Source organism: Neolewinella lacunae (genome assembly GCF_014349155.1).
Taxonomy (GTDB): domain Bacteria; phylum Bacteroidota; class Bacteroidia; order Chitinophagales; family Saprospiraceae; genus Neolewinella; species Neolewinella lacunae.
This window is the reverse complement of sequence record NZ_JACSIT010000106.1, coordinates 48,532-67,869: the sequence shown is the minus strand read 5'-3', so window position 1 is coordinate 67,869 and position 19,338 is coordinate 48,532. Positions and strand designations below refer to the sequence as shown.

Genomic DNA, 19,338 nt, shown 5'->3' with positions numbered 1-19,338 from the left:
CGCTGCGCGCCGCCCACCTAGCATTCTAGGTACTTCGTGTACTCCTCTCCGTATTCTTCCATCAGCTCCCGTTGGACGGCTGCGAAGTTACGGACCGTTTTTGCCCAAGCCGGTTTAGTCGCCTGGAGCGTCAGATAAACCTGAATCATCAAGGACTTAGTCGACGGCCAGCTTCCTTTGCTTTTGGTCGCTTTGCGTAAATGACGATTGACGTTTTCCAATGCGTTGGTCGTGTAAATTAGCCGGCGCATCTGCGGACCAAAGCTCATGAAAACCATAAGCTCGGTCCAGTCTTTTTGCCATAAGCGGACTACATGTGGGTATTTATCCCACTTCAACTCAAAGGCCTTGAGGGCTTCTACCGCACCGTCTTCATCCATAGCGGTATACACTGATCGAAGGTCTTTACAGACCTCCCGACGGTCCTTAAAGTCCACCCCGACGACGGAGTTGCGCACCTTGTGTACGATACACCGTTGAAAACGGCTGGCGGGAAAGTAAGTACCAACAGCATCGACCAGGCCTGGCAAGCCATCAGCAATGAAGACTTTGATGTCCTCCGCACCGCGCTCCTTGAGGTCAGCCAACAATACCGACCATTGGGAAGTACTTTCGGCTCCGCGGCCCGTATACATGCTTAAAATGTCTCTGTAGCCATGTACATCAACCCCATAGAACAGATAAGTCGCCACACTGGTAGACTTGCCCTCTAAGCGAATGTTGAAGTGAATAGCGTCCATGAAAACGGCCACATAACAAGTTTGGAGAGCACGTTTCTGCCAAGCCTGAACATCGTCCCATACCTCGTTGACAATGCCCGTAATCGAGGCAGGGCTGATAACATGACCAAACATCTCATGTAAGTGGTTCGAGATGTCTTGGTACGAGTTACCGCGAGCATACAAGGATAGAATCTGTTGGCTCATGTTCGGTGCCAGGTCGTGCTGCCATTTGCCAACGATGGCCGATTCATAAGTACCCATTCTGTCCCGGGACGGACTAATTTCGGTAGGACCAAAATCGGTATTGACCTTTTTATTAGCCCTACCGTTGCGCTTATTTGGCAGCGCATCAGGGTTGTTAGCTTCCAGTTCAAGGTGCTCTCTGAGTTCGGCATTCATTGATTTTTCAATCACATGCTTGATCAAACCAGTGAGGACTCCTTCGGTCCCACCTAGCGGTTTACCCGACATGAGGCCGGTGATGATGTCGGACTCGAAGTCCGCGAATGTTTTGTCTTTTTCGTTTGCCATGACTCAATGTCTGATTTTTATGGCAGACACACATTTTTAAACACCCTCAAAATGTAGAAGACTCTAAACACTATGGCCTATATTGTTCACTTTCCACCCCTACCCTACCCCGCCAAGCCAGTAAACCCGTCTTGAGCTTTCGCCCCAAAGCGCTAAATCGTGAACAGTATACCACGGTACTGTTCAGCTTTCACCCCTACCCTGATCTCCCAACGCCCCTCCATCGCTCCTAAAAAGACCCACCCAGCACCTGCGCCCGCGCCCACCTACGTTAAGAGCCACGAAATCAAAGGAGCCCCCCACCCACCAAAACAACCCACCCCCAACCCTACAGCAAAATCGCCCGCCTCCGGCAAGCGGAAGCGGGCGATAACTCGAAATGCTTTACTGTGCAGCACCAACTATTCCGGTGCCAGCGCAAAAGAATTACTGATCGAACGGGCGAAGAAATTACCCGCCTGATGACCATCCGTGTGCAATCCGCGCACCGTAAGCACCTCGGAGAAGGCTGCCTTTCCTCCGCAGCCAGCGAGCAGGTCGTTGACGGAGAAATTGGCACGGTATTTTCCATCCGGACCAAGGGTATAGGGCGTTTTACTGCCCGACACCATGCCCTGGGCATCTCCCAGCGCAAAATGGTTGGTGGTAGCCAGTCTTCTGCCCCGCTCCAGGTCAAACTGGAACAGCGCAAAATCCTGGGGATGAGCGGCCGTGAAGGTTAACCCCACCTGCTGGCTGAGGTTCGCGTATTCCACGAAACCGCAGTCCGTCATAGCGTCGGGGTCACCGTCCAGACTAACCCCTTCGATGGCCATGTCGGGCGCACTGGTATCAATCCGGAGTTTGAAGCGGAAGCTGGAAGCGCCGCCGTCCGTTAGGATATAGTCTTCCGGTGCCGCCATCGTTTCGCTGGCGTCGGTCGGATCGGGTACCCGGAAAAATTCAGGACCAACCGCCGCAGGGTTGCCACTCTCGTTAAGGAAGCGAATCTGAAATTCGTACAAACCGTCTCCATCCAGTGCGTTGGCGTTGACTTGTCCAATGGCCACCCGGTCGTACTGCGTCCAACGGGCCAGTGGCTCAGTCGATGGGGGTACCCCGTCAACGCCAGGGTCCTGAGGGTCGAAAGGCGGAATGCGGTAGACTTCCTCTCCGCCCACGGTGAGCGGACCAAGCGAATAGCTGCCGTATTTGAAGTCGAGCCCATCCGGGCGCACGTGGGTGCGGCTCAGGCCGCCACTGTGCAGGGTTTTCCACGCGGCGCTGGGTGTCCCCGGACCCACAAGTGTGGGGGAGTGGACCTGCCGGTACCTGACCTGGAAGTAATGGATACCAGCCGCCGGCAAGGCGCTGCCGAACTGCGCAATGAGCGGGAAAGTCCCCAAATAAGGACGTAAATGCTGCCCCGTTAGCAGTGGACTGTAGCTGCCTAATCCTCCGGTGGCATAGTTGGTCAGGCCCACGGTGCGGAAATTCGCGTTGCCCGGTACGGGGATCGTCCGGTTGAACGTCTGCTCAATGGCCAGCGGAGAAACGCTGTGCCCAATGGCGCGAATGGCCACCGAAGTACCGACCAGCCCAACGCCACAAACGGGTGGGATCCGGTTGTTGTGGAGCTGTACGTTGAAATCGCTGCCGCAGGCGTAGTCCCACCGGGTATAGCAGGCCAGGTGTGGGCGGTAGACGGTTTCTATTCCGGTAGCGAAAGGGTATTCGATCCAGATGTAGACGTCGGGAGCCGACTCCTGGTACCAGAAACAGGCTTCGTAGCGGCCATTGTTATCCGTTTGCACTACGGCCACTTCATCGCAACGGTAGAGGTAGGGCCAGAGGTAAGGGAAATAACAAAAATAGGGCCGGAACAACTGGAATTCATCCACCAGGAGCTGGCGGAAATCAGCGCTGCGGAGACTCGGTAGCTGGACCTGCAGGCTTTGCAAACGACCTAAATCCAGCGAGTTGGCCCAGTCTCTTGGCGGATCGGGTTGTGGGTTGAAGGCCACTTCGTCCAGGCCCAGGCTCAGGCCTGAACCACTCTGTAGTTCAAGCCCGGCGGCTCCTACAGGCCGGTTCAGAGCTACAGGAGGTAGTGGTTGGGGATTGAGGAGTACGCGGTTGAAGCGGGGATCGGGAACGGGAGGTTGTGGCACGGGAATCCGCTCGATGAGGCCGTAGCGCAGCCGGTCCAGGAGGTCTTCGGGGATGCGTTCGATCCAGAAACGGATGCGGTCTACTTCGCAGATGTGGACCGTGGCATTACAGACGGGGTACGTTTCCAGGGAGCCTTCCACGCTGGCGCGGTTGGTAATCCGGCCGCGCACGCAGCAGCGTTTCCAGAGCCAGATTTCGGTGAGGCTTTCCGGAATAATGCCCAGCCGCACCCCGCCATCGTCGGTCAGGTTCAAGCGGGGTTCGAAGGTGGTGAGGTCGGCAATTTGTTCGAGGCTGAGGGATTCCAGGGGGAGCCCGTCGTCGGGTTCGGGCAGTACGAAGACGCGGGAGCTGCGCAGCTCGGCGGGCTTCAGTTTGAAGTGGGCTACTCCTTCGTCGATCTCGCCTTTGGCCAGCAGTTGGCCTTTGCGGTCGAAAGCCAGGGCGATGAGGGGTTGATCGGGAGCGGTGGGTGGTTGGTGACAATCGGTTTGGCGTATCATGGGAAATCGGTTTGTTTACCCCAAAATTCGGTCGGTTCGTCCCCCGTTACGCTATAACTTTAGTTGCAACACGTAGAAAACCGCGCTCCGGGTGGGGTTGGTTTTTCCATATTTCGCTGGCGGAGATAACTTTTCCTACCTGATATAAAAGCAGTTTGCGGCGCAGTATTTGATGCGGGGCGCGGCCGCAGGTGCAAGGAAAGGATGAGGAGTGAGGTTTTCTGGCTGGCTTTAGTACGTTTCCCAGGACTCACGGCGACATCCATTGCTTTTGAGAAGACCGGCCCGGCACCTGCGGCCGCGCCCACATTCTGATGATTACCGACCTAAATCAGCCCCCTACCCCTCCGGCTCAATGTGGATGAGGACGTGCCCCAAACTGGGCAATTCCCTGCGCAGGTGGTCTTTCAGGCGGTGGGACAGTTCGTGACCTTCTTTGACGGAAATGCTCCCGTCCACTATGGCGTGGAGATCAACGTGGTATTTCATCCCGGCTTTGCGGATGAAGCATTTTTCGGTTCCTAAAATCCCGGGGACTTGCGTGGCTTCCTCCCGGATTTCTTCCAGCAGGTCATCGTAGAGGTGTTCGTCCATTATTTCCCCCAGGGCGGGACGAAAAATCAAATAGCTGTTGTAGAGGATAAAGGCGGAGGCGAACAACGCCGCCCAATCATCGGCCGTTTCGTAGCCTTCCCCGAGTAACAGCGCAATGGAAATGCCAATAAACGCCATGACGGAGGTTATTGCGTCACTCCGGTGGTGCCACGCGTCTGCTTTGAGGGAAGAGCTGTTGGTTTCCTTGCTTCTTTTCATCACAATCCGGAAGGAAGCCTCTTTCCAGATGATGATGCCAGCCAATACCAGTAGGGTCCAGGACTTGGGGGCCTTATGCGGGGTTTGAATATTCTGGATGCTTTCGTAAGCAATGATCGTGGCCGAAGTGACCAAAAAAGCGACGACCAAGAAGGTAATCAGCGGTTCAATTTTTCCGTGTCCGTAGGGATGGTTTTCATCGGCTGGCCGCCGGGCGTACTTTAAGCCGAACAATACGAGGAGCGAAGAAAAAACGTCGGTAGTAGATTCAATGGCGTCGGCAATCAGGGCGTAGGAATTTCCGAAGAATCCCGCAATTCCCTTAATCAGCGCCAAACCGAGGTTGCCAAAGATACTGAAATACGCCGTCTGGATGGCCGTTTTTTCGGGACTCAATTAAAAGGAATTTAATTCTTCTCGAAGGTCAGCAAATCCGTTCCACCATTTCCACCGCTGACGTCAATGAGTTCAATTTTGGAGGACGACTGGGCTACGATATCCCAATCATCATTCAAATCTTCAAAATCATTGGTCAGGTTGAAATTGATGTTAAAATCCAGGTCATCCGGGCTGTCGTCGTTGCTGTTGCTGTCGGTGATGCTCCAGGTGCCATCGTAATTATTGTTGCCATTATTGGCGTTCAGCACCCCGGAGCTGTTGAAGGTAAAAACGTAGCCGGCAAAGTCGCGGGTTTCGTCGGAGCCGGAGTCAATAAATTGGGTAATGCGCCAGGTGCCGCTTTGGACGTTGCTGCGAATTTCGTTTGGGTTGGTGTTCAGCGGCCCGTCGTCGTCGGTCGTACAAGCGGCGAAAGCCAGGAGGCTGAGCAAGGCGGCGAAGAGGCTAGTTTTCAGATTGGTGGTGCGCATGCTGTTACAGTTTCCCTAGGGAACGCTTTGGCGGGGCTTTTATTTTTGGCGGGGCCATTGCGGCCTGGGCGGCGGGGCGCGGCCGCAGGTGCTCCCCCCCGGCCCCCCGAAGGGGGGAGTAAGGACGAGGAGCGAGGTGGGGCTGGCTGGCCTGAGAGACGCCCGCGTGCTTGGACGTTCCTTCCTGTATGAAAGCAACGAAAAAGCTGGTTCTTAATAATATTCAGACTTATTTCTGCGAGTTAGAAGTCAACTTATCGGGTAGCTTACAGATATGAGATGGTAAGAAACATCTAAAATTTTCCCACCTTTTTTATGCTTTTTAAGCTCATTTTCAATTTCTTCGCTATAAAATTCTTTGACAAGCCTTTTTTGATCTGGAGGACTTACATCCTTTCCAGGGCCTTGTAAAAAGTACTCGTAAACTAGGACTACTTTTTGGCCCCTTCTTACTTTTCCCTTTTTAACGCTTTTGAACATGTCAACGCATGGGGCTTTTAGGAGTTCCATTACTGTTTTTTCGCCTAATTTGGATTCAAATCCGAAGCCAGTGTGATTGAAGGCTACGAGTTCTCCTTTTTTTAAATAAAGTGTCACCACTAATTTTTTTACAAGGAATTGATCCTCCTTGGTAGGAAACTCAAATTCCTCAGATGTTACCATTACACCGGTCAAAAAACAGTAACTATACTCTTTAATTTTCTCTTTAATTGCCTCAGTTTGGCATACTGCTGGCAATGAACACATTAGAGTTAAAATGATTAGTAGCAGCTTCATCCTTCTTAGTTGCAGGGTTCAAAATTATAATTCCCAAGAATTTCGCCATCTGGAAGGCCATTGCCGCAATTGTCACTTGCGGCGTGTAAAAACGAATTCAGCCTTTAGCGTGAAAAGATACGCCAGCAGCTTAATTTTGAAGATGAAAAGCGCTAAATGGTAAACAGTTTACCAATATAGTGTTCCGCTTTCACCGCTCCCCTTACCCTGATTCTCTCCCTAAGCTTGGGGACTCGCCTTGCTTTTAAGCCTTACCTTGCACCTGCGCCCGCGCCCCCATCCATGCATTATGATATCGAGTCCTGATGATTTGCTGCGCCTGGCCCCCGATGCGAAAAGCCTCGAAGCGGGCCGGCGACTTTTCTACAGCCGCCGTTGGCGACTGGTGGGCGGCGACGGGCAGTGGCTCTGGGGCGAATGGGTGTACGGCAGCGGGCAGCGGGCAACGGAAAGCGCGGTACACCTGACGGCGGGACATTTTGTGTGCAATTGCCGCGCCCGCGAACGCCCCTGCGCCCACGGCCTGGCCCTGGTGCTGATGCTGAAAAACGATCAGGAGCGGATCTCCGTCGGGCAGCCCCCTTCGTGGGTGCGGTCGGTACAATACCAGGCCGACCGGCAAGCAAAACCCAAACCCCTGAAGGATGCCGAGGCGGCCGACGAGCGGCAGGGCGAGCGTTTGGCGCTGATGGGAGCGGGCGTGGAGGAACTGGAGCTGCGGCTGCTCGATTTTGCCCGGCGCGGCATTGCCGATACTTTGGCCCAGGGTCCGGAACCTTTTCTGGCGGCGGCCACCCACCTGGCCGACGCCAAACTGCCGGGGCCCGCAGGGTTGCTCCGCCGGCTGGCCCGCCTTGGCCGGGATGGGACGGAGGCCGACATCGCCCGCACCCTCGGCGATCTCTACCTCTTCGTGCGCGCCTGGAAGAACCGCCGCACTTTGCCGCCCGATCGCCACGCAGAATTGCTGCAATTTGCGGGCGTCAACATCCGCAAGGAAGAACTGCTGGCCCGGCCCGGCCTGGAAGACCACTGGCTGGTGCTGGGTACGGCGGAGGGACAGGAAGACCGCCTGCGTTTCCGCCGCACCTGGTTGCGGGGGGAGAAAAGCCGGCGCTTCGCCCTGGTGCTCGACTATGCCTTCGGAGAAATGCCTTTTGAGCGTTCGTGGCCACTGGCGGCTTCGTTCCAGGGCAAGGCCTATTACTACCCCGGCAGCTACCCGCAGCGGGCCCTGCTGCCGAGTACCACGCCGGGCGGACGGCCCTACGATGGTTTGGTGGGTTACCCCAGTTTTGTGGAATTGCGGGCCAATTACCAGAAGGCGCTGGCCGTCAACCCCTGGCTCTATGCCTACCCCGTTTATCTCTCGGCCGTAACGCCTACGCTGGCCAGCGGGCAAGCGGGGCTGGCCGATGCCAACGGCGAAGTGCTGCCGCTGCACCCGGAATACGATAACTTCTTCTCCCTGCTGGCCATCAGTGGCGGCGGGACACTGGCGGTTTTCGCAGAATTTGATGGCTACCGTTTGCTGCCGCTCAGTGTGGTGACGGAGTTTGGGTTGGTGAAGGGGTGAGGGAACTTTGGCTGGCGGGGTTATGGCGTTGTCGAGACTGCCTAAGATCGGACGCCCGCAGGTCACCCGCCGCAATGTTTCAAATACAGGCCGAGTTGGTGAGTGGGCGCGCGACGCTACGGGTCCTAGAACTTTTGGGTATCCGTTCAAAAAGTAATGGGGCGGGGTCTATTTTTACTTGTGTGTGAAGTGTGATGAATGGTCCAGCTACCTTTCAATGGAGGTTTTTTAGTGTCCCATTTTGGATTTCCAGTTGGTTTAAAGACCCCTCCCCCGTCCCGTGCGCTACGCGGCTGGCTTCGCCGGTCCCATGTGGGAGGGGTGCCCAGGAGCCGTGATTTTTTCTGTATAAAATTTTGATTTCCAATAGGTTGTGTTCTAACTACTGTTCGCAGAAAAAATGCCAACCTCCTTCACTCTGGGTACTAAAAATATTTTCTTCAAGCACGAAAAATGACCAGAGAAGGTCACCCCTCCGCCTGCGGGGAGGGGACGGGGGAGGGGTGGTATCCGGTGCCCCCCACTTTTTTGAACGGATACACTTTTGGCTAGTAAAGTCTTAATTATCAGCGATATATACAGGACCCCGTAGCGTTCACCCAGTCCCTGGAGCGTAGCGGAAGCGGATGGGTGAACCTGCGGGCGTCCGGCCTCCCAATGTGCTAAACTGACTGTCTGACGCTTCGATCATCGGGAACCGAACCCTAAATCTTTAAGCTGTAAAAAAGGGGGAAAGGCGGAGGAAATTCCCCTACCGAATCAACTTCACCTTCCGGTTCACCACGCCATCAGTAGTGGTGATGGTAAGGGTGTAGAGGCCGTTGGGGAGGTCGCCGAGGAATAGCTCGCGGTGGTTGGTATCCAGGCCCCGTTCGTGGCGGAGGGTGCGACCGGTGAGGTCCGTTATTTGCAGCTCCGTGAAGCGTTGCTGCCCGTTGAGGTGGACGGTAACGTTGCCACTCGTGGGGTTGGGGAAGGCGATCAGCTTTTCGTCCAGGTAATCGGCCGCAGCGGCGGGGCTGAAGTTGGCCACTTCCGTAGCGGGGGTGCGCTTGATGGTGACTTCCAAGGGGTTGATCCGGAAGGCGTCGAGGTGGCCAGAGTTGGTTCCTGCGTAGCCGAAGTCGCCGCCGAAGGTAGCGGTGTAGCTGTCTGCCTCTTCGCCCGCGTCGCGGAAGCCTGGAATATCAATGACGATGACGTTGGCGTTACCGACTTTACCGTAGCCACTCGCAGCGATGGAACTCGTGCGGGTTACTGCGGCGTTCAGGCGGCCGTTGTTGCGGTCGTTCTGGGCCAGCGAAAGGATGGGGCTGCCGTAGCCAAACCAGCCGTCTTCATCAAAAGATACGGCGACCGAGCCAGCGTCCACCAGCTGGTTGTTGTAGTTGAAGGGGAAGGTGAACCCGGGAATGTCAATAACGATGACGTTACTGTTGCCCGCCACGATGTCAAAGGAAATTAAGTCACCCGCCTCGGCCTCCTGCGGACCCACGAGCGTAAACTCAAAGGGCGCAAAGCTTTGGGGCGCAGGCCGCAGGCGGTGCTGCAGACCCAAATTGGCCATCACCACCTGGGTATCGAGGGCGCTGATGATTTGGTCGCCGTTGGCGTCAATGTGCTTGAAATTCAGGTTGTCGATGCTTCCCGTCCAGTCCAGGCTGTACTGTCCGGACCAACCGTCGGGGTCCAGCGTCAAACGCGGCGTTCCCGTTTGGCCCATAGCGAGACCGATGGGCAGCAGGTCGCTGACGTCTACGGAACCGTCGTTATTGGTATCTCCGGGCCAGACGCAGTCGTCGTCAAAACAGGCATCGGCATCTGCTGCGGCAACGTTGATCCGCACGGGGACCCGGGAACTGAACTGGCAGTTGCCCTGGGCATCGGCGTTCAGGCAATAGGCGATGGTGAAAGCGTCCGTTTGTCCGGCCGCCGTTAGCGAAGGAACGTAGCTAATGTGCCCCGTCAAGGGATCCGCCACCAAAGCACCGAAGCTGGGGTTGGTGACGACCGACCAGGTAGCTTCCCCACCGGGCACCTCGTAGGTCACCTGAACGGGAATGCCAGCGGGGACGGTGAGGAGGGTTTCTTCGGCCGAAGGGGCGAAGTCAGAGACGAAAATGTAAACGGTTTCCACCTCAGGATCGCCCTCGCAACCGGGGGCCTGGGAAGAGTAGGTAAACTGGTCTACGCCCGACCAACCCGCTGGGGGCGTGTAGCGCACCTCGCCTTTGCGTCCGGTTGCGACTACGCTGCCGAACCGGGGCGTGCCGAAGGTAATGCAGTCGGCAAAGACACTATAAAGGTCGTTGTTGAGTACGTTGAGTTTTACTTCACCGTCGATGGCCGCGTAAGCACGGTCTTCAACGGCAAATTTGTTCCGCTGCACGTCCAGGGTAGTGACGTGGAATACCAGCGGGGCGGGGGTGCCTTCCACGGCGTAGGCGAGGAACTCATCACCGAGGAATCCTTCGTTGGGCAAGTAAGCCATCACGCCGTTGGAGTCGATCATCGACCCGTTGCTGGGGCTGCTGAGCGGAGTTGCGCCCTCCGGAGCGAAGATGAACTGTCCATCCCGACCCGAGAAAACCCGGACGGTATCGGGACCGACGTCGCCCGGGCCTGCCGTAACGTTGATCGTGACCGTACCCAGGTCGCAAGTGCCGAAGGTGCAAATAACGTAGTTGAGGTCCGTAAGGCCAACGAAGCCGGGGTTGGGGGTGAACAGGATTTCCTCGCCGACGATTTCGGCGGTACCGGCGTTGACTACGGGCACGGAGGCCAGGGAGATCTGCCCGGTGTTGGATTTATCGTTGTTCAGTACCGGGATGCGGACGGGCGTGGCCTTGGTCGTTACCGCCAAGTCGTGCTCCGCCGAAATGATGGCTTCGAGCACGGAGACGCGGAATTCAGTAAACGCTACGTTGACCCCGAAAGGGAAACTGACGAGCAGAAAGTCGTCGCTCCCCTGGAAGTCTTCGCCCGGCGTGTACGTCAGCGTGTAGAAAAAAGTAGGATCCTGCACCAGGCGAACCGTTCCGTTCTCTGCGGCGCGACCGATGACCGGTGCGAAACGCGAGGTAAAGGTGTAGGTGACCGGTTCATCCGTCACCGTGACCAACTCCTGAACCTGCGCAGACACGCCGCGAACGGTGCCCAGCAGGAGCAACAGCAACGCTATTTTAAGCAGCCGTACGTTCATGAGTTAGATTTGTTTAAACCGGTTGAGGGCACAATATAGCAATTAGCTCGGACGTAATAGGGTATTCGGGATAAAATTGCGTGTTTGCTCGTGAATTTTTTTTCGCCCCCCTCGGCTCATTTTTTGCTGGTTACTAGGTGTTTAGCCCGTAACTTTGTGAACAATGAATGAAAAATCCAATAAGTTAATTAGCCTTTTTGCCAGCCTGGACCGTACCCAATTGCGCTCCTGCCGCAAATTGGTGCAATCCCCCTTCTTCTCCAGCAACGAGGACTTACTGCGCTTTTTCGACGAAATCGCCGCCCGACTGGAGCGCAAGGCAAGCCTGGATAAGCGACAGATCTGGCAGTCCGTTTTCGGCAAGAACAAGCCCTACAACGACGTTCGTTTCCGCAAATTCACCTCCGATTTGTTCAAGCTTATTAAGGACTATCTGGTCCAGGAATCCCTGGAGCAGGAGCCAGAACTGTGGCGCTACCTCTACTTCTCAGCGTTGGAAAGACAGCGGTCCACGAAGCTGATCAAGGGCATCGAACGCAACTGGGAAGACCTCACCACGGTCAACTCCACCGACGATGGCCTCCAGTACCTTTACCTCCACCTCCTCGAAAAGAAGAAGTACCAGCTGCTCAATTACGAGCAAAAACCCGGCGAACGCTCCAACGTCGAAGACATCAGCAAGTCGCTGGATACCTACTATTTCATCTCCAAACTCCGCGACGCCACCAACGCCAAAGCCCGGGCCCTGAGCGAAAAACAGGACTACTCCCTCTACATGGCCCAGGAGGTGGTCGCCTTCCTCGACGCCAGCCCCGAGCACCTCAACGAGCCTTACGTCCGGGCCTACTACTACATGTACAAGATGATGGCCCAGGACGAAAACGACGAGGCCTACTTCAACTACAAAGAGATCATCCTCAACCGCCACGAGCTTAAAGTGGCCACGAAGTACAACTTCATCCAGCCCGCCCTCAACTACTGCGCGGTCAAAATCTCGAAGGGCCAGCGCTCCTTCCTCGAAGATTACCTGGAGATCTATAAGTTTGCCCTGTCCCTGAACATGGACTCATTAGACGGATTCATTAACTCGGCCGCCTTCAAAAACACGGTGCAGGTTGCCATGCAGCTCGGGGAGTTCGACTGGGCCGAAGGCTACATCCGCACCTACCAGGATAGCCTCCCGCCAGAGGAACGCGCCAACACCGTCAACTTCAACCTGGCCACCATCTACTTCTACCAGAAAAAGTTCAGCGAAGCCCAGGAGTACCTCCGCGAAGTCGAATACAGCAACATCGCCCTGAACCTGAACACCAAGATGATGCTCATCGCGATCTACTACGAACTCGGCGAAGGCATGGCCCTGGAATCCCTCTTCGACTCCACCATCGCCTACCTCAACCGCCACAAGGAATTGCCCGAAGACCGCGACAAAAACTACCGCAACCTCATCCTCTACACCCGCCGCCTCTCCCGCCTCACCCCGGGCGATACGGAAGCTTACCAGAAGCTCAAAAAAGAAGTACAACACGAGAAATACCTGGCGTCCAAAGGCTGGCTGGAGGAGAAAATTGACTCCTTTAGGCCCTGAGGTAGTTCAGTAGTTCATAGTTCAGTAGTGCAGTAGTTCATAGTGCAGTAGGGGGCGGGCCTCTTTACTCCCTCTGCCTCGCCTATCCCTCGCGGCAGCTCATTCACGCATTCACGCATTCACGCATTCACGCATTCACTCCTCCCGCCACCATCCGCCACTTCCCCCGCATATCCTGCCGGCGGCGGGCGTTCTGCGCCCCGGCGGAGGCCAGCAGCGCCAATACCTGATCGTTGCTGAACTCATTGGTTTCCACGTACACCTGGGTGGGCGCCGTTTGGCGGGCCAGCGCAAAAATCCGCCGGTAAAAAAGCAGGGGATCGCCTTCGGGTACGAACAGCGCCAGGGCGGGTTCGTGGGCCAGGGTAGCGGCGTCCATCACCGCCCGTTCGGAGGGAGGAATGTAGGGAGGGTTGGAGACGATCAGATCCCAGTGTCCGGACGCCTGGTCTTCCAGCACATTGAAGCGATTGAAAGTGACTTCCAGGCCCAGCGCGTGGGCGTTGCTGGTGGCGACTTCCAGGGCGTCGGGGCTCACGTCGTAGCCCGTCACGTGCCAGCCCGGCCGGCGGGCCTTGAGCGCCAGGGCGATGCAGCCCGAGCCCGTCCCCAGGTCCAGCACCCGCAGCGGAGTGTCGGCGGGGTGTTCTTCCAGGATCCACTCCACCAGCTCTTCGGTTTCGGGGCGGGGAATGAGCACGGCGGGGGATACCCGCAGGCGGAGACCGTAGAAGTCGGCCACCCCTGTTACGTACTGCGTCGGCTCCCCGGCTTTGAGGCGGTTCAGGGTGGCCCAGGCCAGGATTTCTTCGTCCTGGCTCAGCAGTCTTGGCCGTTGCCCGTGCCGCCAGCCGAAGAGGTCTTCCAGCACCAGCCGGGCCACGCTGGCCGTTTCGCCAGCCCCCAGCAGCGGGGCCAGCTCATCCACTAAATGCTGGGAAAGTTGATCAGTTCGCATCATGGCCCATCGCTCCTAAAAGTCATTTTTCCACATCATCGACTCCATCGGCCGCACTTGGACCTGGTTGTATTTGGCACTTGCTTTCTTGTTGTAGTAGTTCTCAATCTCCCCATCCACACCAAAGTAAATCAACTGCCCGATGGGCATCCCGGCGTACACGCGCACGGGGTGGGTACAGCTGATCTCCAGCGTCCAGTGGTTGCAGAAGCCAACGTCGCCCTTGCCCGCCGTCGCGTGAATATCGATGCCCAGGCGCCCCACGCTCGATTTGCCCTCCAAAAAAGGCACACTGCTGTGGGTCTCGGTATACTCCAGCGTCACACCCAGGTACAGCGTGTTGGGGTGGAGCAAAAAGCCCTCCTCCGGGATTTCATCGTGGATGATGGCGTTGTGGGCCCGGGCGTCCAGAATGTGGTCTTTGTACCGGGCAATGTACTTGCCCAGGTGCACATCGTAGCTGTTGGTGCCCAGGTGCTTGCGGTCGAAAGGCTCGATCACGATTTCTCCCTTCGCGATGGCGGCCAGGATTTTTTTGTCGCTCCAAATCATGCGGCGAAGATAAGCGCAACGGCCGGATGTCCGTAGCTTCGCCAATCCACAGTCCCACAGCATGAAAATTGTTTTTCTCTACCTCAAGCGTTTTGCCCTGTTCATCGTGGCATTTTTGCTGCTTTACGTGGTCTTTTCCCTCCTTCTCACCTACCTGCCCACCCGGCCCCAGGCCAGCAAGGGCGAGAAAAACCGGGTGATGTACATTTCTTCCAATGGCGTCCACCTCGACATCATCCTGCCGGTCAACGCGCTGCCCGATGCCTTTCTCCGGCAACTTCGGCCAGCAGCCAGCACCGAGCTACTGGCTTTTGGTTGGGGAGACAAGGGCTTTTACCTCGATACGCCCACCTGGGCGGAACTCCGGGCCAGCGTCGCTTTCAAGGCCATGTTCCTGCCCAGCCCCACGGCCATGCACGTCACCGAGCACCGCGCAGTAGCGCAAGGGTGGAGTAAGGTGGCGCTGACGCAGGTGCAAAGTGAGGTCTTAATCGCCTACCTGCTGCGGTCGTTCCGGACGACGGCAGACGGCCAGATCACCGAAATCCCCGACGCTGGCTACACCAGCAAAGACCGTTTTTACGAGGCCGTTGGCAACTACAGCTGCTTCAAAACCTGCAATACCTGGGCCAATACCGCCATGAAACGCATCGGCGTCCGCACCGCCGTCTGGACGCCCATCGACCGCGGCGTCCTCCGCTACCTCTAACGCGCAACTTTTGGGCCTGCGGAGGGGATTGTCCGCTGCAAGTTCCCGCAAAGAAGATAAGTTAGCACCCAGAAGAACCAGCCACACTGTCTACTTACCTATGCCCCCAGCCCTCGACTACGATTCGCCCGCCGAAGCAGCGGAATTTGCCCGGGAGTTTGCGGCCCTGAGCGCCGGTCGTTACTGGGGGGCCGATCGTCCCGCGCACCTGCTGGTCATTTATCGCCGGCTCGTGGCTGCGCTCGGGCCCTTCGCCCAGCAACTGCGGGCCGCCACTCCCCTCCCCCAACGCCCGCCCCTGCTGGCCCCCTGGCTGGCGGAGTGGATCGACGAGGAAGCTTTTGACGATGCCCTCTTCGACGTCCAGCTCTTCCTCGACGCCCGGGGGGTGCCAGGCGAAGTTTTGCGGGCAAGCTTCGGCCAGCCCCTCCCCTTGCGCTCAACGAACGCGCTCGGCATCCTGCGTTCCGCGCCCCCGGAAGCCGTCCGGCAATGGACCGACCTCAAGCAACACTACCCCCTAACCCTCAACGACGAACGCATCGTCACCGGCTACCACCTCGTGCTGGAAGCTTTTTTCCACGACCAGGGCAGCGCCGGAACGACCGCCGAACTCGTCCTTTTCCTCACCGAAATTCTTCCCCACTTCGAGGCCAAACTGCCGGACTACGCACCCGGCCAGGAGATTTACCGCTGTGGCGACTGGTTCAGTATCTGGCGGCAGCACCTGCTGCGGACCGTACCCAACCTGCCCGCCGACGACGCTTACTACGACCTCGATTTTTCCCTCATCATCCGCAACCTGCCCGCCGCCATCTGGTGGAACAATGGCCTGCCCTACCGCAACCAGGAAAAAGCTTTTCACTACTACAGCCAGGATTTTTTCTGGCTGGCCCGGGGCGGTAGCCTCCGCAAAATCCCCGATCACCCGCCCTACTCCCGGCGCATGGCCATGGAGTTCCTGGACCTACCCGCTGAGCTGAATACGGGAGAAGCCGATATTTACGTCTACTGCTTTCTGCGTTCGCTGGGTTGTTCGCACGCCATGTGCCTGGCCCTGCAACGCTTTTTTCACCGCCCGGAAGACCCCGCCAGCCTGGGCACGTGGTTGCAGCGCCTCGATCCCATCGTCCAAAAACTGCGCGAATTGCCCAGCACGTGGCGGGAACACGACGACGAAACCAATGCCCTGCTGGGCTACGTCTACCACTGCTTCCGCGATCAGCCCGGCTTTTCCATCTCCGGCCGCCCCATCGCCGCCATCCAGCGGGAAGCCGACGCCTACTACGCCCGCATCGCCGAACGGCAGGCGCTCGCCCAACGGCGCGAAGCCGAACGACGGGCCGCAGCCGACCGCGAGCAAGACATTAACAAAGCATCCTGGAAACCCCTCGCCAAGGTCCAGCCCTGGAGCCAGCACTACGCCCGGTACGAACGCGTCCTGGCCCACACCATCACGGAACTGACCACGCGGGAGGCCTTGGAAAGGGAATCCGCCACCATGCACCACTGCGTGGGGGGCTACTGGCAGCGTTGCAAACAAGGCTACTCCTCCATCTGGTCGCTACGGGAGCAGCGCCACAATGGGCAGTGGTTCAGCGTGCTGACCATCGAAATTTCCCCACCCAGCAGGAACATCATCCAGGTGCGGGGTCGCTTCAACGCTTCCCCCAATGCGGGGCAAATGCGCATCATCGAGCAGTGGGCCCACCGGGAAAAACTCGGCATCAATTTGGGTTGGGATTGGGCGTAGCGGAGGATAAGGGCGGGAAAGCTGCGACCTCCGCAATTGACAAACCTGGCGTGCGCCAAGCAAAAAAATCCGCGGGAAGCCGTACCTTCCACCGCTCCCCGGGGGCACTCCGCTAACCACTGAAAATTTTAGTCTTTTGATGCGTAATCTATCCTTACTGCTTTTGCTGCTCGTCAGCTTTTGCCTATCCGCCCAAAACCTGGGCTACCAGAAACCCGACAAAGCCATTCTCGACCTCATCGACGTCCCCCTCGCGCCCATCGTACTGATGGATGACACCCGGGAAAACATGGTGCTCCTCTACCGCGACGCCTACGGCTCCATTGAAGAGTTGAGCCGCGAGGAACTCCGCCTGGGGGGCCTGCGGATTGACCCGGTGACGAACATCGGCAGCCGGACGCGCTACTACAACCGCGTGGCCGTCCGCAAGATCGCCGCTACCACCGCCGAGGCCACCCCCGTAACCGGCCTGCCCGAAAATCCCCGCCTGGCCAACCTCAGCTGGAGCCCCGACCAACGCCTGGTGGCCATGACCCACACAACCAGCACGGGCGTGGAACTGTGGGTACTCGACGTGGCCAAAGCCAGCGCCCGCCGCGTCACCGATGCCACTACCCTGCCGATCAACGCCAACCTCGGCGACGCCATCAACTGGTTCGAAGACGGTCAGGCCCTCCTCGTTAAGGTGCTTCCCGCCGACCGCAAAAAACTCATCGACGGGGCCACGGCCGTACCCACCGGACCCACCGTATCCACTGCCGACGGCAAAAAGGCCCAGAACAGGACCTACCAGGACCTCCTGAAAAACCCCAACGACGAGCACAATTTTGAACAGTTGGCCCGCTCGACCATCGTTCGGGTGGCCCTCGATGGCAGCGTCACGCCGTTTTTGCCCACGGGCATGTACGCGGGCATCAACTTCAGCCCCGACGGCGCCTACGTGCTGGTCTCCCAGCTGGAGCGACCCTTTTCCTACCTCGTCCCCTACAGCCGCTTTCCGGAGGTGACCACCGTGTACGCCAAAGACGGCAGCAAGGTTAATACCGTCAATACCGTGCCCCTCATCGAAGACCTGCCACAGGGTTTCATGGCTACCCAGCCCGGCCGCCGCAACGTCAGCTGGCGGCAAGACCGCCCCTCCTCCCTCATCTACGTCGAAGCCCTCGACGGGGGAGACCCCGCGCAGGAAGTGCCGTTCCGCGACGAAGTGTTCCGCCTCCCGCCGCCTTTCTCCGGCAAGGGCATCCCTATGCTCAAGACCATCAACCGCTTCGCCGGCATCCAGTGGGGAGATGATGACACGGCCATCGCCTACGACCGGTGGTGGGACAGCCGCAACACCAAAACTTACGTCTTTAACCCGGGAGACGCCCGTGTGAAACCCACCATCATTGCCGACCGCAATTACCAGGACCAGTACAGCGATCCCGGTCGCTTCGTCACCACCCACAACCGGTACGGCAGCACCGTGCTGGCCCTGCAAGACGGCGCCGCCTTCCTGCTGGGCGATGGCTACTCCGAAAAAGGGCAGTTCCCCTTCCTCGACCGGATCGACCTCGGCAGCGGCAAAACCGAACGCCTCTACCAATCGAAGTACACCGACCGGCTGGAAAACCTCCAGGACTACGACCCGGCTGCCAACCGCCTGATGGTCCGCATCGAATCCCCGACGGACTACCCCAACTACTACTTCCGCGACGTAAAAAGCGGCAAGCTGACGCAGGTGACCGACTTTGCCAACCCCTTCGCGGCGCTCGGGGAGGTCCACAAAGAAGTCATTACCTACCAGCGCGAAGACGGCCTGGAACTTTCCGGCACCCTTTACCTTCCGATGGGCTACGACCGCAGCAAAAAAGAAAAGATGCCGATGATCCTCTGGGCTTATCCCCGGGAATTCAAAGACAAGGCCAGTGCGGCCCAGACGACTTCCAACCCCAACGAATTCATCTACCCCTCCTACGGCAGCCCAATCTACTGGGTCACGCGGGGCTACGTCGTGCTGGATGACGCGGCCTTCCCCATCGTCGGGGAAGGCGAAGAGGAGCCCAACGACAGTTTCCGCAAGCAGCTGGTGGGCAACGCCAAAGCCGCCATCGACGCGGTAGATAAGCTGGGCTACATTGACCGGACGCGGGTGGCGGTGGGTGGCCACAGCTACGGGGCCTTCATGGTGGCCAACCTGTTGAGCCACAGCAACCTGTTTGCCGCCGGCATCGCCCGTTCCGGTGCCTACAACCGGACGCTGACGCCCTTCGGCTTCCAGAGCGAGCAGCGCAATTACTGGGAAGCGCCGGAGGTCTACAACGCCATGTCTCCCTTCATGCACGCCGAAAAAATGAAGACGCCCCTGCTGCTCGTCCACGGCGAGGCCGACAATAATTCGGGCACCTACCCCCTGCAAAGCGAGCGCTATTTCAATGCGCTCAAAGGCCTGGGTGCTACCGTCCGCCTGGTCATGTTGCCCAAGGAAAGCCACGGCTACCAGGCCCGCGAGTCCATCTTCCACCTGCTGTGGGAGCAAGACCAGTGGCTGGAGAAATGGGTAAAAAACAAGGGAGAAGTTAAACCCTAGCAGGCAGGCTCAACCCGTTGTAAAACTGGATTGTTTCAAAGGGCGCGGCCGCAGGTGCAAGG

At 57.8% G+C, this 19,338-nt stretch carries 13 protein-coding genes; 5 read left to right on the top strand and 8 right to left on the bottom strand.

The window, feature by feature from the left end; all coding sequences use genetic code 11:
* Positions 1-17: 17 nt before the first annotated feature.
* From H9S92_RS12000 to H9S92_RS11980, 5 genes are all read right to left on the bottom strand, one after another.
* Positions 18-1,253, bottom strand: coding sequence for an IS256 family transposase (locus H9S92_RS12000; RefSeq protein WP_187466352.1), 1,236 nt, complete (start codon positions 1,251-1,253; stop codon positions 18-20).
* A gap of 401 nt (positions 1,254-1,654) precedes the next feature.
* The gene (locus H9S92_RS11995; RefSeq protein ID WP_187466962.1) at positions 1,655-3,907 is read right to left on the bottom strand and encodes a hypothetical protein; all 2,253 of its coding nucleotides are present in this window, start codon (positions 3,905-3,907) and stop codon (positions 1,655-1,657) included.
* A gap of 339 nt (positions 3,908-4,246) precedes the next feature.
* Positions 4,247-5,116, bottom strand: a complete 870-nt coding sequence (locus H9S92_RS11990; RefSeq protein WP_187466961.1) for a cation diffusion facilitator family transporter — start codon at positions 5,114-5,116, stop codon at positions 4,247-4,249.
* 11 nt (positions 5,117-5,127) lie between these two features.
* Complete coding sequence (locus tag H9S92_RS11985; protein ID WP_187466960.1) at positions 5,128-5,589, bottom strand: hypothetical protein; 462 nt, start codon at positions 5,587-5,589, stop codon at positions 5,128-5,130.
* A 249-nt stretch (positions 5,590-5,838) separates the two neighbouring features.
* Positions 5,839-6,366 carry a hypothetical protein gene (locus H9S92_RS11980; protein ID WP_187466959.1) on the bottom strand — a complete coding sequence of 176 codons (528 nt, stop codon included), beginning with the start codon at positions 6,364-6,366 and terminating at the stop codon, positions 5,839-5,841.
* Between the two features lie 289 nt (positions 6,367-6,655).
* Between H9S92_RS11980 and H9S92_RS11975 the strand changes: the two genes are divergently transcribed.
* On the top strand, positions 6,656-7,942 hold the full coding sequence (locus H9S92_RS11975; protein ID WP_187466958.1) for a hypothetical protein: 1,287 nt from the start codon (positions 6,656-6,658) through the stop codon (positions 7,940-7,942).
* A 751-nt stretch (positions 7,943-8,693) separates the two neighbouring features.
* On the opposite strand, the gene H9S92_RS11970 is transcribed toward H9S92_RS11975, so the two are convergent.
* On the bottom strand, positions 8,694-11,144 hold the full coding sequence (locus tag H9S92_RS11970; RefSeq protein WP_187466957.1) for a T9SS type A sorting domain-containing protein: 2,451 nt from the start codon (positions 11,142-11,144) through the stop codon (positions 8,694-8,696).
* Between the two features lie 163 nt (positions 11,145-11,307).
* Between H9S92_RS11970 and H9S92_RS11965 the strand changes: the two genes are divergently transcribed.
* Positions 11,308-12,732, top strand: coding sequence for a hypothetical protein (locus H9S92_RS11965; RefSeq protein WP_187466956.1), 1,425 nt, complete (start codon positions 11,308-11,310; stop codon positions 12,730-12,732).
* Between the two features lie 127 nt (positions 12,733-12,859).
* Here H9S92_RS11965 and prmC read toward each other — a convergent pair whose 3' ends face one another.
* Both prmC and dcd read right to left on the bottom strand, forming a co-directional pair.
* Complete coding sequence (gene prmC, locus H9S92_RS11960) at positions 12,860-13,693, bottom strand: peptide chain release factor N(5)-glutamine methyltransferase (RefSeq protein WP_187466955.1); 834 nt, start codon at positions 13,691-13,693, stop codon at positions 12,860-12,862.
* Between the two features lie 12 nt (positions 13,694-13,705).
* Positions 13,706-14,242: a dCTP deaminase gene (gene dcd, locus H9S92_RS11955; RefSeq protein WP_187466954.1), complete on the bottom strand. Its 537-nt coding sequence runs from the start codon at positions 14,240-14,242 to the stop codon at positions 13,706-13,708.
* A 61-nt stretch (positions 14,243-14,303) separates the two neighbouring features.
* Here dcd and H9S92_RS11950 point away from each other — a divergent pair, with 61 nt between their 5' ends.
* From H9S92_RS11950 to H9S92_RS11940, 3 genes are all read left to right on the top strand, one after another.
* Positions 14,304-14,951 (top strand): TIGR02117 family protein, encoded by a 648-nt coding sequence (locus tag H9S92_RS11950; RefSeq protein ID WP_187466953.1) that lies wholly within the window; start codon positions 14,304-14,306, stop codon positions 14,949-14,951.
* 100 nt (positions 14,952-15,051) lie between these two features.
* The gene (locus tag H9S92_RS11945; protein WP_187466952.1) at positions 15,052-16,704 is read left to right on the top strand and encodes a PcfJ domain-containing protein; all 1,653 of its coding nucleotides are present in this window, start codon (positions 15,052-15,054) and stop codon (positions 16,702-16,704) included.
* Between the two features lie 139 nt (positions 16,705-16,843).
* Entirely contained in the window at positions 16,844-19,276 is a 2,433-nt protein-coding gene (locus tag H9S92_RS11940) for a S9 family peptidase (protein WP_187466951.1), read from the top strand.
* Positions 19,277-19,338 lie beyond the last annotated feature (62 nt).

What these genes read in the sequence shown, in the direction of transcription:
- H9S92_RS12000 (WP_187466352.1), bottom strand. Translation starts at nt 1,253, where the DNA reads ATGGCAAACGAAAAAGACAAAACATTCGCGGACTTCGAGTCCGACATC.
- H9S92_RS11995 (WP_187466962.1), bottom strand. Translation starts at nt 3,907, where the DNA reads ATGATACGCCAAACCGATTGTCACCAACCACCCACCGCTCCCGATCAA.
- H9S92_RS11985 (WP_187466960.1), bottom strand. Translation starts at nt 5,589, where the DNA reads ATGCGCACCACCAATCTGAAAACTAGCCTCTTCGCCGCCTTGCTCAGC.
- H9S92_RS11980 (WP_187466959.1), bottom strand. Translation starts at nt 6,366, where the DNA reads ATGAAGCTGCTACTAATCATTTTAACTCTAATGTGTTCATTGCCAGCA.
- H9S92_RS11975 (WP_187466958.1), top strand. Translation starts at nt 6,656, where the DNA reads ATGATATCGAGTCCTGATGATTTGCTGCGCCTGGCCCCCGATGCGAAA.
- H9S92_RS11970 (WP_187466957.1), bottom strand. Translation starts at nt 11,144, where the DNA reads ATGAACGTACGGCTGCTTAAAATAGCGTTGCTGTTGCTCCTGCTGGGC.
- H9S92_RS11965 (WP_187466956.1), top strand. Translation starts at nt 11,308, where the DNA reads ATGAATGAAAAATCCAATAAGTTAATTAGCCTTTTTGCCAGCCTGGAC.
- prmC (WP_187466955.1), bottom strand. Translation starts at nt 13,693, where the DNA reads ATGATGCGAACTGATCAACTTTCCCAGCATTTAGTGGATGAGCTGGCC.
- dcd (WP_187466954.1), bottom strand. Translation starts at nt 14,242, where the DNA reads ATGATTTGGAGCGACAAAAAAATCCTGGCCGCCATCGCGAAGGGAGAA.
- H9S92_RS11950 (WP_187466953.1), top strand. Translation starts at nt 14,304, where the DNA reads ATGAAAATTGTTTTTCTCTACCTCAAGCGTTTTGCCCTGTTCATCGTG.
- H9S92_RS11945 (WP_187466952.1), top strand. Translation starts at nt 15,052, where the DNA reads ATGCCCCCAGCCCTCGACTACGATTCGCCCGCCGAAGCAGCGGAATTT.
- H9S92_RS11940 (WP_187466951.1), top strand. Translation starts at nt 16,844, where the DNA reads ATGCGTAATCTATCCTTACTGCTTTTGCTGCTCGTCAGCTTTTGCCTA.